General features: G+C 64.9%; 9 protein-coding genes and 1 tRNA gene. 9 read left to right on the top strand and 1 reads right to left on the bottom strand.

Annotated elements, in window-relative coordinates; genetic code table 11:
• The first annotated feature begins 8 nt into the window (after nucleotides 1-8).
• The 8 genes from H7687_RS06235 (at nucleotide 9) to H7687_RS06200 (ending at nucleotide 9,348) form a co-directional block, all read left to right on the top strand.
• Entirely contained in the window at nucleotides 9-1,253 is a 1,245-nt protein-coding gene (locus H7687_RS06235) for a spinster family MFS transporter (RefSeq protein WP_183346204.1), read from the top strand.
• Nucleotides 1,254-1,288: 35 nt separating this feature from the next.
• A complete protein-coding gene (locus H7687_RS06230; protein WP_183346203.1) occupies nucleotides 1,289-1,990 on the top strand; it encodes a lipoprotein insertase outer membrane protein LolB in 702 nt (233 codons plus the stop codon).
• Nucleotides 1,991-2,237: 247 nt separating this feature from the next.
• Nucleotides 2,238-2,522, top strand: coding sequence for a hypothetical protein (locus H7687_RS06225; RefSeq protein ID WP_183346202.1), 285 nt, complete (start codon nucleotides 2,238-2,240; stop codon nucleotides 2,520-2,522).
• A 164-nt stretch (nucleotides 2,523-2,686) separates the two neighbouring features.
• Entirely contained in the window at nucleotides 2,687-3,751 is a 1,065-nt protein-coding gene (locus tag H7687_RS06220) for an AI-2E family transporter (protein WP_183346201.1), read from the top strand.
• Nucleotides 3,752-3,804: 53 nt separating this feature from the next.
• Nucleotides 3,805-4,722 carry a hypothetical protein gene (locus H7687_RS06215; RefSeq protein ID WP_183346200.1) on the top strand — a complete coding sequence of 306 codons (918 nt, stop codon included), beginning with the start codon at nucleotides 3,805-3,807 and terminating at the stop codon, nucleotides 4,720-4,722.
• A 216-nt stretch (nucleotides 4,723-4,938) separates the two neighbouring features.
• Nucleotides 4,939-5,643: an ABC transporter ATP-binding protein gene (locus H7687_RS06210; RefSeq protein WP_183346199.1), complete on the top strand. Its 705-nt coding sequence runs from the start codon at nucleotides 4,939-4,941 to the stop codon at nucleotides 5,641-5,643.
• Complete coding sequence (locus tag H7687_RS06205) at nucleotides 5,640-8,174, top strand: ABC transporter permease (RefSeq protein WP_183346198.1); 2,535 nt, start codon at nucleotides 5,640-5,642, stop codon at nucleotides 8,172-8,174. Before H7687_RS06210 ends, H7687_RS06205 begins: the two co-directional genes overlap by 4 nt.
• Nucleotide 8,175: 1 nt before the next feature.
• Nucleotides 8,176-9,348 (top strand): lipocalin-like domain-containing protein, encoded by a 1,173-nt coding sequence (locus H7687_RS06200; RefSeq protein ID WP_183346197.1) that lies wholly within the window; start codon nucleotides 8,176-8,178, stop codon nucleotides 9,346-9,348.
• A gap of 273 nt (nucleotides 9,349-9,621) precedes the next feature.
• Here the strand turns inward: H7687_RS06200 and H7687_RS06195 are convergent.
• A tRNA-Ala gene (locus H7687_RS06195) sits at nucleotides 9,622-9,697 on the bottom strand.
• A 413-nt stretch (nucleotides 9,698-10,110) separates the two neighbouring features.
• Between H7687_RS06195 and H7687_RS06190 the strand changes: the two genes are divergently transcribed.
• Nucleotides 10,111-13,005 (top strand): EAL domain-containing protein, encoded by a 2,895-nt coding sequence (locus H7687_RS06190; protein WP_183346196.1) that lies wholly within the window; start codon nucleotides 10,111-10,113, stop codon nucleotides 13,003-13,005.
• The last annotated feature ends 25 nt before the right edge of the window (nucleotides 13,006-13,030 follow it).

Raw genomic sequence — 13,030 nt, 5'->3', positions numbered from 1 at the left:
TGTGTGGGATGAAGGAACCCGTTTCTCTGGCTTACCGCCGCTATGCCCTCGGGCTTTTGCTGGCGGTGAACCTCTTGAACTACATCGACCGGCAGGTGCTGTTTGCCGTCTTCCCGCTGATCAAGGCGGACCTCTCCATAACGGACACGGAACTGGGCCTCCTGGGCAGCGCCTTCATGGTGAGCTACATGGTGATCGCCCCGGTATTCGGCTGGCTGGGGGACCACTGGGACCGGGTCAAGCTCGCCTCCACCGGCGTGGTGATCTGGAGCTTCGCCACCATCCTGGCCGGTTTCGCCCCGGGCTACCGCTCGCTCCTCGCCGCCCGCGCCACCGTCGGGGTAGGGGAGGCCAGCTTCGGCACCGTCTCGCCGGGACTCATCGCCGACTTTTTCGAAAAGGAGAAACGCGGCAGCGTCCTCTCCTGGTTCTACGTCGCCATTCCCGTCGGCAGCGCCCTGGGCTATCTCTTGGGCGGCGTGCTCGGCCAGCGTTTCGGCTGGCACTCGGCCTTCCTGATGGTCGGCCTGCCCGGGCTTCTGGTCGCCGTGCCGCTCTGGTTCCTGCGCACCCCCGAGCGCCAGATGGCGGACGACCAGCCGGCGGCGGGGCAGGGGGAGGGGCTCGTCGGCTACCTGCAGCTGTTCTACAACCGCTCCTTCGTCACCAACACGCTGGCCATGGCCGCCATGACCTTCGCCATCGGCGGGCTGGCCCAGTGGATCCCCACCTTCCTGTTCCGCACCCATGCCCTCAACGTGGAGAAGGCCAACCTGATGTTCGGCGCCGTGACCGTGGTGGCCGGTATCCTCGGCACACTGGCGGGGGGCATCCTGGGCGACCGCTGGCAGAAGAAGAGCAGCAAGGGATACCTGCTGGTATCGGGGTGGGGTTTCTTCATCGGCGCCCCTTTCGCCGCCTGGGCCATCCTGGCCGGTGACGTCCCCTCCTGCATGGCGGCGATCTTCATGGCGGAGTTCTTCCTGTTCCTCAACACCGGTCCGCTCAACACCGTCATCATCAACGTTACCAACCCCGGCATGCGCGCCATGGCCTTCGCGGTGAACATCTTCTTCATCCACGCCCTGGGCGACGCCATTTCCCCGTCCATCCTTGGGTGGTTCTCCGACCAGTGGGGGCTGCGCAACGCGCTGTTGTCGACCCCGCTGGTGATGGCCCTGGCCGGCGTCTTCTGCTTCGTCTGCGGCCGCTTCGTCGCCCATGACATGGCGCAGGCCGAGCCGGCCCCCTGACCCCTGGACTCCCTATTACCCGACGCGAGGTTACCTTGAACGCTCACAACACTTTTCGTTCATTGCTCCTGATTGTGCTGCTTATCTGCGCCGCGACCCTTTCCGGCTGCGCCACCGTAAAGAAGCCTCTTACCGGCCTGGTGCCGGGGCGCAGCATCACCACGCTGCAGTCATCGGTGAGCCTGTCGGCCACCTCGGGAGAGCGCAGCAGCGCAGGCCGGGGCTACCTGGTCTACCAGGCGCCCGACCTGTACCACCTGCTCATCCTGTCCCCGTTCGGGCAGACCATGCTGGAAGCCTTCGGCGAGGACGACCGTTTCACCTGCGTCATCCCCTCCAAGCAGGTCGCCTTCACCGGGCTGCTCTCGGAATTGCCGCAGCAGAGTTCGCTGAAGAGCCTGCAGCTGTTCCGCTGGGTGATGGCGCCGTCCCCGCTGCCGCTGCCCGGGCCGCTCAAAGAGAAGGTGGAGGTCGCCGGGACCACCTACTACTTCGACGAGATCGGCATGCTGGAGCGCAAGGTCGCCCCGTCCGGTGACCAGGTGCGCTACCAGGGGTATCAAAGCCTGGACGGGGTCCCCTTCCCGGAGACCATCGAGATCCGCAGCGCCGCCGGGGGGGAGGTGCGCATCGTCTTCGACGAGCCGCAGTTGAATGCGCCGGTGGAGGCGTCGACGCTGAAACCCGAGCTGTCGGGAATGGCGGTCTATCCGCTCTCCGAGTTCAGGGCCATGTGACGCGACAAGGTTGACCGCGCCCGGTTCTTTGCCATAATTAGCCCTTGGTTGTGTTTTCGACGGCAGTTCGATCAGAAGGAATTGTTGTTGCTATGGCTGCAGTTGCTGAGCCGTTCAAAACAAAACTTTTAATTATTTCCGCGTCTTGCTATCCTTACTCTCAGGACCGGCGGGGAGTGCGGTAAGAACGGTCAGCAGCAGAAGCAGACTCAGCTCACCGGCAACAAATCCTTCAGGAGTCGACGCCATGAGACACGCACGTTCAACGCTACTTGTAATCGCTCTGCTGTCACTCAGTGCCTGCACCATCTTCGCTGCCAAACAGCAGCCCCAGGTACAACCGGCACCGGTAAAAGAACTCTCGGTCCCGGTCGGCAAGAACTGGAAAGTCGTCGAGGAACCGCCCGCCCTGGGCAACGAGCGGCGCGAGCGGCTGCCGTTCCAGACCGAGCAGTCGGTGCAGCCCGAGGGGACCCAGCGCCCGACCGCGGCGCCCGAGGAGAAGGGACGCAAGATCGAAACCACGCGTTAAGGGGACAGGCACCTGGCGGAGCCAGTCCCCCTATAGCTACCTTACCCGTCAGGCGGGCGCCCCCGGTGCCCGCCTACATCATGGACCGATCCGGTCCAGCCATGGCACTTCCCGAAGCACCCCGGTAATCCAGCAATGCCATACCACCCTCCAAGGGGAGCCCGATGGACAGAAAACTCTATCTCAGCATCCTTGCGGCCTTGATAACGGCCGCTGTTGTCGTAGTGATGGTTATCCTGGCCGCTCCCGTCTTGAAGCCGCTGGCCTGGGGACTCATCATCGGCGTTGCCACCATGCCCCATTACAACCGCGTGCTGCGTCGCTACCCTGAGCATCCCGACCGCTCGGCCGGAATCATGGTGTTCGCCGTCGCGATCTGCTTCGTCCTGCCGGTGGCAGCACTGGTGGTCACCGCGGCGGTCAACGCCCCCGAGTGGTACAGGCAGGTGGTGCAACTGGTGCAGACGGTAGCGAAGACAGGCACCACCAACTTCGGCCACTATCCCGTGGTGCAGAAGATCATGTCGCTGGTGGACCGGTTCGACATCGACCTGGCCGGCCTCGGGGGCAAGATCGCCTCCACCAGTTCCACACTGGTACTGGGGCTTGCCGCGGACCTGGCGCGCAACATGTTCAGCTTTCTCGGCACCCTTGCCATTGCACTGTTCATCCTTTACTTCATCTATCGCGACGGGGAACGGGCGGTTGCCACCTTCATCGGCAGACTGGCCCCCGATCCGCGCAAGGCCCAGCACTTCGCCTCCCAGGTCCGCTCCATCACCACGGCGGTGACGGTGGGTACGGTCCTTACCTGCGCCACCCAGGGGGCGCTCGCCGGGCTCGGCTACTGGGTCGCGGGGGTGCCGGCGCCGATCTTCTGCGGGGCGCTCACGGCCATCGCCGCACTGGTCCCCGTGGTGGGCACCGCGGTGGTCTGGGTGCCGCTGGTCGGCGTCCTCGCCCTGAACGGCTCTTACCTCGCCGCAGGGCTGCTGGCCGCCTGGTGCATCATCTTCGTAGGCATTGCCGACAACGCCATCCGCCCCCTGGCCATCGGCGCCTCCAGCGACATCTCGACCCTGGCCGTGGTGCTGGGCGCCATCTGCGGCGTGGTCAGCCTGGGGCTCCTTGGTCTCATCGTCGGGCCCGTCATCTTCGCCGTCCTGTTCTCGCTGTGGGATGATGCCGTAGCCGATGCCGAGGCAACGAACGAAGCAGAAATTCCCTGATGCCCGCGCCTTGGCCCGGCTGCAGAGGCGGGCGGCGGAGGAGGATTTTTCGTATGGTAGCTACCCAGAGGATAACCCGGGCGACCCTCGCCGCTTTGGTCCTTTTGATCGCCGTTTTCTGCTACGGTCTCGCCTGCGCCGCTGACGGCGAGTCCGCCGGGGAACACGCCCTTCTTGCCAAGTACGCCGCCCTGAAAGGGAAGCTGGACAAGAACCAGTTCGGCGCCCCCATCTACTTGGAGTCGACGGAGGGGCAGGACTCGGTGCGGGTCGACATGTACGGCGTCTTCCATCACCCCTTCGAGACCGTGCGCGAGGCGCTGCAGTCTCCCGCGGCGTGGTGCGAAATCACCCCCCTGCACATCAACATCAAGGCCTGCGTCTACAAGACCACCAAGCAGCAGACGCAGTTGACCCTCTACAGCGGCCGCAAGTACTTTCAGCCCCCCTCCGACGCCTATCCGCTGAAGCTTGCCTTCCGGGTCGGGGCCAGCCGCCCCGATTACCTGGAGCTGTCACTGGTGGGCGAGGAGGGGCCTTTCGGCACCCGTGACCACCGCATCGGGGTGCAGGCGGTCCCCCTGGAGGGACAGGCCACTTTCCTGCACTTCAGCTACACCTACAGCCACGGCACCATGGCGCGCATGGCCATCAAGACCTACTTCGCCACGCTGGGGCGGGACAAGGTGGGCTTCACCATGGTCGGGGAGGACGGGAAGCAGACCTACATCGACGGGGTGCGCGGCGCGGTGGAGCGCAACACCATGCGCTACTACCTGGCCCTACAGACCTACCTGGACACCCTGAAGACCCCGGAGGGGCAGCGATTCGAGCAGCGCCTGAACCGCTGGTACGACATGACTGCCAAGTACCCGCGCCAGTTGAAGGAGATCGACAAGGCCGCCTACCTGAGCAACAAGAAAATGGAGCGGGCCCAGCAGGAGGCTTTGCAGGCCAAGCAGGGGAGCTGATCGGCGCCCTCCCATTACCGAAAAGGATATGTGACTAGCGACGATCATCCGCTAGTCCCTCTCCCTCTGGGAGAGGGTGCCCAACGGGCGGGTGAAAGCGTTTGCCGGCTCAGATAATCTGCTCTGGGCAACGCCCTCACCCTAGCCCTCTCCCGGAGGGAGAGGGGGCTGGAACCATGTGGCGGAAGATCATGCCTGATCGGAAAAGGATATGTGATGGCAGAACCGATTGTCGAACTGAGGGGGGTGGGCAAGAGTTTCCACGAGGGGGACCGGGAGCGGGTCGTGTTTCGCGACGCCTCCCTGTCCATAGAGCCCGGCGCCTGGGTCTTCCTTTTCGGGCGCAGCGGTTCCGGCAAGTCGACCTTGCTGAACCTGGTCTCCGGCATCGACCTTCCCGACCGGGGAGAGGTGAGAGTGGACGGCTCCGATCTTTCCCGCCTCTCCGAACGCGAGCGCACCCTGTTTCGCCGCAACCACATCGGCTTCGTCTTCCAGTTCTACAACCTGATCCCCACCCTTACCGTCGAGGAGAACGTCCTGCTTCCCCTGGAGCTCTCCGGGACCCTGACCCCGGCGGGACGGCGCCGTGCCGCCGAGCTCCTGGACGCGGTGGGCCTTGCCGACCGGGGGCGCGCCTTTCCCGACCGGCTCTCCGGGGGCGAGCAGCAGCGGGTCGCCGTGGCCCGCGCCCTGGTGCACGCTCCCAAGCTCGTCCTCGCCGACGAGCCGACCGGCAACCTCGATGCCCAGACCGGGCGCCAGGTGCTCGACCTGTTCCAGCGCCTGCTCCGCCCGGCCGGCACCACGCTGGTGCTGGTGACCCACAGCGGCGAGGTGGCCTCCCTGGCCGACCGCGTGCTCAGCATCAAGGACGGCGTCCTGGTCGATGCCGCCGGCGTCCCGGGGGCAGGGGCATGATCCTGTGGCGCGCGGGGATGCGCAACGTGCTGCGCCACCCCTGGCTCACGGTGCTGGCGGTCCTGGGCGTCGCGCTCGGGGTAGCCGTGGTCACCGCGGTGGACCACGCCAACGAGGCGGCCCAGCGTGCCTTTCGTCTTGCCGCGGAGACCGTCGCCGGGCGCGCCACGCACCAGGTCGTCGGCGGCCCGACCGGCCTTGCCGAGGATATCTACCGCAGGATGCGCGTGGAGCTGCGCGTGCGGGGCTCGGCCCCGGTGGTGTCCGGGCACCTGCAACTCGCCGGCCGTACCTTCCAACTGATCGGCATCGATCCCTTTGCCGAACCTCCCTTGAGAAGCTTTTCCTCGCGCTTCGCCGACCGCGGCCTGCTCACCACCCTCATGACCCGCCCGGGCACCGTGCTGATGCTCCCGGAGAGTGCCGCAGAACTGCGCCTGGAGCGCGGCGCGACCTATCCCGCCGACAGCGCCGGTGTCAGGCGGCAGCTGGCGCTGGCAGGGTTCCTGGAGCCTCCCGACCAGGTGAGCCGGGTGGCGCTTGCCTCGGTGCTGGTGTGCGACATCGCCACGGCGCAGGAGCTGCTGGGCATGGTGGGGCGACTGTCGCGCATCGACCTGATCCTGCCGGACGGGGCGGAGGGGGGCAGGGTGCTCAGGGAGGTGCGGGCCATCCTCCCCCCCGGCGCCGACATCGTCCCCGCCGGCGCCAGGGCGGGCGCCCTGGACCAGATGACCCGCGCCTTCCGGCTCAACCTGAAGGCCCTGAGCCTGCTCGCCCTCGTGGTCGGCATGTTCCTCATCTACAACACGATGACCTTCTCGGTGGTACGCAGACGACGTCTGATCGGGATGCTGCGGGCGCTCGGGGTGAGCCGCAGGGAAGTCTTCGCCATGATCTGCGCCGAAGCGCTGCTGATCGGGGTAGCCGGCACCGTGGCCGGCCTGGTGGCGGGGGCGCTGCTTGGCTCGGAACTGACCCGGCTGGTTACCAGGACCATCAACGACCTCTACTTCGTCATGGAGGTGCGCCGGGTGCCGCTGCTACCGGGCGCGCTCTGGAAAGGGGCGCTTCTCGGCGTGGCCGCCACCCTGGCCGCCACCATGCCCGCCGCCCTGGAGGCGACCGGCGCACCCCCGCGCGCGGTGCTGTCGCGCTCGCAGGTGGAGACCCGGCGCAGGAGGCTCCTGCCGCTGGCGACCTGCGGCGGCTTTGTCCTTATCGCCGCCGGCTGTGGGCTGTTTTTCACCGAGCGTGGCGGCATCGTGGGCGGCTTCCTCGGGCTCTTCGCCGTCATCGTCGGCTACACCCTGCTGGTTCCGGCCGCCGTCATGCTCCTCTCTGCGCTGCTGCGCCCTCTGCTGGAAACGGTGCTCGGTTCGCTGGGCAGGATGGCCGCCCGTGGCGTGGTGGTGTCCCTCTCCCGCACCGGGGTGGCGACGGCGGCGCTGGTGGTTGCGGTCTCGGCAGGGATCGGCGTCGGCATCATGGTGGGAGGGTTCCGGCTCACGGTGCAGAACTGGCTCGCCAACTGGCTGCAGGCCGACGTCTACGTGACCTCGGCGGATCGCGGCGGCGGGCGCTACCGGCCTCCGCTCGACCCGGCCCTGGTGCGCCGCCTCTCCGTGCTCGAGGGGGAGGCCCTGGTGACGCTGTCGCGCCGGGTCCGCATCGAGGGCGCGGCCGGTGGGACGGAACTGTTTTCGTTGCAGGTCCCGGAGCGGACCTTCCTGCGCTATCCCTTCAAGGAGGGCGATCCCGCCCGCGCCTGGAGCACATTCCGCAGCGGCGCAGCCGTGCTCGTTTCCGAGCCCTACAGTTACCGGCATCACCTGCACCCGGGGGACAGCGTCACCCTGCGCACCAGCCGCGGCGAGCGCCGCTTCCCCGTCGCCGGCGTCATCTACGACTACGGCTCCGATACCGGCATCGTCATCATGAGCCGCGCCGGTTACCTCGCCAATTTCGCCGATGAGAGCGTGGACGGCATGTCCTTCACGGCGCGGCCGGGGCTGGACCTGGCGCGGCTTTTGGAGTTGGTGCGGGCAAGGGTAGGGGGGGAGCAGGTGACGGTGGTCTCCAACGCGCAGTTACGCCAGGCCACGGTCGAGGTCTTCGATCGCACCTTCGCCATCACCGGGGTGCTGCGCATGCTGACCATGCTGGTCGCCTTCGTGGGGATCCTCTCCGCGCTCATGGCCATGCAGGTGGAGCGGGCCCGCGAGCTCGCCGTGCTGCGCGCCATCGGGCTGACACCGGGGCAGGTCTGGGGTGTCGTCTGTGGCGAGACGGTCCTGATCGGGCTCATCGCCGGGCTGCTGTCGCTCCCCCTGGGCATCGCCGAGGCGCTGGTTTTGATCTACGTGATCAACCTCCGCTCCTTCGGCTGGACCATGCAGCTCGCCATCACGCCGGCGCAGCTCGGCCAGGCCTTGCTCCTCTCGGTGACGGCAGCGTTCCTGGCCGGCATCTATCCGTCGCTCAGGATCGCCCGCACCTCTCCCGCCTTGGCCCTGAAGGAGGAGGATTAGCATGCGACGGATCCTGATCTGCGCGGCTGCTGCTTGCGCCTTGCTGCTGATCTGGTTCTTGTGGTCCGCCACGCGCCCTGCCGGTAACACGCGCCAGGAGACCTTCAGCGTCTCCCAGACCCTGGGCGGTGCCGCCGCACCCGGGTATCTGCGCGCCGACAAGCCGCGCCGCTTCTCCTTTCCCGCCGACCACGGACCGCATCCTGGCTTTCGCAACGAGTGGTGGTACTTCACCGGCAACCTTCATGCCGCCGACGGGCGTCGTTTCGGCTACCAGCTCACCTTTTTCAAGACCGCGCTTACTCCCGTTGCCGTCACCAGGGCATCGGCCTGGGGGACCAACGAGGTCTACATGGCGCATTTCGCGGTGACCGATGTGGCGGGCAGGAAGTATCGCTTCGCCGAGCGCTTCAGCCGGGCCGCGCTGGGGCTGGCCGGGGCCGGCGGGGATCCGCTCGCGGTGCGCCTGGAAGACTGGTCCGCGCTGCAGACCTCGCCCCGCCCCTGGGGTGTCCGCCTGACTGCCGCCGAGCCCGATTTCGCCGTCGACTTCGATCTGGTCAGCGTCAAGCCCGAGGTACTAAATGGGGCAGGGGGGCTGAGCCGCAAGGGGGCGACGCCGGGAAACGCCTCGTACTACTACTCGATACCGCGCCTGGCAACCTCGGGGACGCTCCGCCTCGGCACGGAGCGGTTCGCCGTGAGCGGGCTCTCCTGGCTAGACCGTGAATGGAGCACCAGCGCCCTCGAACCGGACCAGGTCGGCTGGGACTGGTTCGCCCTGCACCTCGATGACGGCAGGGACCTGATGTTCTACCAGCTGCGCAGGCGCGACGGCAGCAGCGATCCCTTCTCGGGTGGGACCCTGGTCGCCGCCGACGGCAGCAGCAGAAACCTGAGCCGTGATGAGGTGCAGTTGGAAGTGGTGAGTTGGTGGCAGAGCCCCGCCAGCGGCGTCCGCTACCCCTCGGTGTGGCGGCTGCGGATTCCGACACAGGGGCTTGCCCTGGAGGTGGTGCCCTGGTTAGCAGAACAGGAGCTGCTTACTGCGTTTCGCTATTGGGAGGGGGCAGTCGCGGTGCGCGGTTTGGATGGGAGCCCCGGCGGTTCCGGGTACTTGGAGATGACTGGGTACAAGGGTGCTGCTGCGGAAAACAAGGAACCGTTGCGCTGAGGCAGTGTGGCAAGCAGAGGGGACCGGCTCCGCAGGTGCCTGTCCCCCTAGCGGGACGCTCATTTCAGCCCTGCCGAATTCGCCATGCCCCAAGGTGACAGGCACCTGGCGGAGCCAGTCCCCTCCTTCGGATGAGGGCCCACGGGCTAAGAGAGCCCCAAAAAGAAAAGCACCCGGCGCTGTTGCCTGGTGCTTTTCACGTTGAGTAGCAGATTGTGTTTAATGCAGAAACAAAAAAAGGACTTAGGAAATCCCTAAGTCCTTTGTAAATGATGGTGGAGCTGAACAGGATCGAACTGTCGACCTCTTGAATGCCATTCAAGCGCTCTCCCAACTGAGCTACAGCCCCATCGAAGGAGTCCTGTTTATAGCAAACGCTGATTTGACTGTCAATACATAATTCTGTGCTGGACCAAAAAAAATTATCCCGCATAGCCGCCCTGGTTGCGGCTCTACGTTCCCGTGCCTGCTCAATTAACCACTTCCTGTTCCAGTCTCCTAAGATTGTGCCCTGCATGATGAGTTGGCTGCCACCCTCCTGTGATAGTGAATTGAGGACTGGCTCCGCAGGTGCCTGTCCCCTTCATCCATGAGGGTTCTGCGAAATCGTTATTTCCATTCGTCCTATACAGCCATCGCCTCTGTGACCCGATAGTAACAACTGCAGCCAAACTGTGGTCAGTTGTCACCATGGCTGGCTATCCAGCTTGCGTTGTATGAACTATCGGCCGAGTACTCTGAACCCCCGGGAGAGTGGCTGAGGTGAAATCCGATCCCCAAAATTCCTTCCAGCACAACGGCTTCGTAAAAACAATCCTCTCTAGAGCTGTAGTTACCGCCCTGGCCTGGACCCAGCTGCTGGCCCTCGCCGTATGGTGGAACGTCCACGTTGCCTACCAGCAGGCGCATGAGCTCGCCAAGACCCAGGCAGAGATGGCGCTGGCCAAAGACCTCGCTTTCAGGAAGTGGGCCTCCAAACGAGGCCGGATCTACATGGAGCACGGCCCGCTGGTCTCTCCGAGCCCTTTTCTGAACCACGTACCGGACCGGGACCTGGAGACGACCCGGGGACTGCGTCTGACGCTGAAAAATCCGGCCATGATCATGAACGAGATCATCCGGGAGGCGCCCGAATTTCACGGCGTCAACACCAGAATTACCTCCAGGCTGTACCTCAACCCCTTGGACGCGCCCGACCCGTGGGAGCAGACAGCCCTGTTCATCGTCGAGGGGACCCGCGAAAACTACCATGCCGCCACCATGATCGACGGGCAGCCGTACCTGCGCATGATGCAGCCCATGATCATGGAGGAGTCCTGCCTCAAGTGCCACGCCTGGACCGGTATCAAGGTGGGTGAACTGCGCGGCGGCACCGACGTCTCGATTCCGCTGGCTCCTTTTTATGCAGCTGCAGGAAAACAGGCCCGGGGAGTCGCCCTCAGTCACGGTGCCATCTGGCTCCTTGGACTCGTCTCCATCGGTTTTCTTACACGCCGCACCATTACAGTCGAGGTGGAGCGCTCGCAGCAGGAGGCCCAACTCAAGGAGAAAAACCTCGAGTTGCAGGATTCCAGGCAGTACCTGTTGACCATCATCGACTTTTTGCCCGATGCCACCCTCATCATCGACAGCTCGGGGCAGGTGGTCGGGTGGAACAGAGAGTTAGCCAGGCTGACCGGCGTGGCGGCCGAGGCCATGATCGGTCGGGGCGATTTGCAGTATTCCCTCCCTTTCTACGGGCACCGTCGCCCGCTCCTGATCGATGTGGCCATGAATCCGGTGCTGGACTGCGACGGACGCTATGAAGGGTTTACCCGCATCGGCGACATCGTGCACGGCGAATGCTGGGTCCCGTGTGTCGGAGACCGCCCAGCGTACCTTACCTCGGCCGCTTCGGTGCTGCGCAACTCCAAGGGGGAGGTCATCGGCGCCATCGAGTGCATCCGGGACAACACCGAGCAGATGAAGGCGCAGAAGCGGATCAAGCTGCTGGCAAAGATCTTCAACGAGAGCGGCGAAGCGATCGTCATAACCGACAGCGAAAACAGGATCATGGAGACCAACAAGGCCTTCGCCCAGTTCACCGGCTATTCGCGCGAGGAAGCCCTCGGCAAGAATCCCAGGGTGCTCAAGTCGGGCATAGAGGACAAGAAGTTCTACGAGAACATGTGGCGCTCCATCCTGGAGACCAATTACTGGCAGGGAGAAATCTGGGACAAGCGCAAGGACGGCTCGCTCTATCCCAAGTGGCTCACCATCACTGCCATCCGCGGCGAGGACAACGTCATCACCAACTACTTTGCCACCTTCTCGGACATCACCCAGCGCAAGGAGGCGGAGAAGCGCATCGAGCAGTTGGCCCATACCGATACCCTCACCTCGCTTCCCAACCGGCACACGCTGGTAGAGCGGCTGACCCAGGCGCTGGAACAGGCCAGGCGCGGCGGCCACCTGCTCGCCGTCCTTTTCGTCGACCTGGACCGTTTCAAGATGATCAACGACACGCTCGGGCATCATGTCGGCGACCTGCTGCTCATGGAAGTGGCCTCCCGGCTCAAGGGCTCGCTGCGGGCCGAGGATGTCGTGGCCCGTTTCGGCGGGGACGAGTTCGTGGTGGTGCAGCCCACGATCCGGTCACAGGTGGAACCCGCGCACCTGGCCGAGAAGATCCTCAAGACCGTGGCGGCCCCGTACTTTTTGGACAACAACACGGTCTACACCAGCCCGAGTATCGGCATCAGCGTCTTCCCCAATGACGGGACCACCGTTGCGGAACTGTTCAAGAACGCGGACGCGGCGATGTACCATGCCAAGGCCGCCGGGCGTAACACGTACCAGATGTTCACCAAGGAGATGCACACCGCCGCGCAGCAGCGGCTCGCCATCGAGAACAGCCTGCGCAGCGCGGTCGCCGGCGACCAGTTCGTGCTCCATTACCAGCCCCAGGTGGACGCGGCCACCGGCAACCTGGTCGGCTTCGAGGCCCTGGTGCGCTGGCAGAGCCCGGAGAGCGGCCTGGTCTACCCGGACCGCTTCATTCCCGTCGCCGAAGAGACCGGGATGATACTGGAGATCGGCAGGCATGTGTTCGAGAAGGCCTGCCGGCAGGCTGCACGGTGGCGCGCAGCGGGGCATCCGGTGGTACCCATTGCCGTCAACCTCTCCGCCCGGCAGTTGCGGCAGCCCGATCTTCCCGAGATGCTATCGGAGATCATGAAAGAGTGCGGCGCCGATCCCCACATGATCGAGTTGGAGGTGACCGAAAGCATGACCATGGAGCGTCCCGTGGAGAGCGTCAGGATCCTGGGCGCCTTGAAAGCCATGGGGATCGGTCTTGCCATCGACGATTTCGGCACCGGGTACTCGTCACTGAGCTACCTGAAGCTCTTCCCGGTGGACAAGCTGAAGATCGACCGCTCCTTCGTGAAGGACATCGAGGTCGATCCCGACGATGCCGCGATCGCCTCCGCGACCATCGGCATGGCGCACACACTGGGCAAGAAAGTGGTGGCGGAAGGGGTGGAGACTCAGGCCCAGCTTGACTTCCTCGTTCAGCACGGCTGTGACATCATCCAGGGGTATTTCTTCAGCAAGCCTCTGACAGAAGAAGACGCGGAGCAGTATCTGGCGCAACGGGCGGAGAGTGAAAGAGGTTAGGGAAAGTTACTTGACCCGCGTTCGT

The organism is Geomonas paludis (assembly GCF_014193585.1).
Classification (GTDB): Bacteria; Desulfobacterota; Desulfuromonadia; order Geobacterales; family Geobacteraceae; genus Geomonas; species Geomonas paludis.
Note: the sequence above shows the minus strand (reverse complement) of the source record. Positions and strands in the feature narration are given on the sequence as shown.

What these genes read in the sequence shown, in the direction of transcription:
- H7687_RS06220 (WP_183346201.1), top strand. Translation starts at nt 2,687, where the DNA reads ATGGACAGAAAACTCTATCTCAGCATCCTTGCGGCCTTGATAACGGCC.
- H7687_RS06200 (WP_183346197.1), top strand. Translation starts at nt 8,176, where the DNA reads ATGCGACGGATCCTGATCTGCGCGGCTGCTGCTTGCGCCTTGCTGCTG.
- H7687_RS06210 (WP_183346199.1), top strand. Translation starts at nt 4,939, where the DNA reads ATGGCAGAACCGATTGTCGAACTGAGGGGGGTGGGCAAGAGTTTCCAC.
- H7687_RS06235 (WP_183346204.1), top strand. Translation starts at nt 9, where the DNA reads ATGAAGGAACCCGTTTCTCTGGCTTACCGCCGCTATGCCCTCGGGCTT.
- H7687_RS06225 (WP_183346202.1), top strand. Translation starts at nt 2,238, where the DNA reads ATGAGACACGCACGTTCAACGCTACTTGTAATCGCTCTGCTGTCACTC.
- H7687_RS06205 (WP_183346198.1), top strand. Translation starts at nt 5,640, where the DNA reads ATGATCCTGTGGCGCGCGGGGATGCGCAACGTGCTGCGCCACCCCTGG.
- H7687_RS06215 (WP_183346200.1), top strand. Translation starts at nt 3,805, where the DNA reads ATGGTAGCTACCCAGAGGATAACCCGGGCGACCCTCGCCGCTTTGGTC.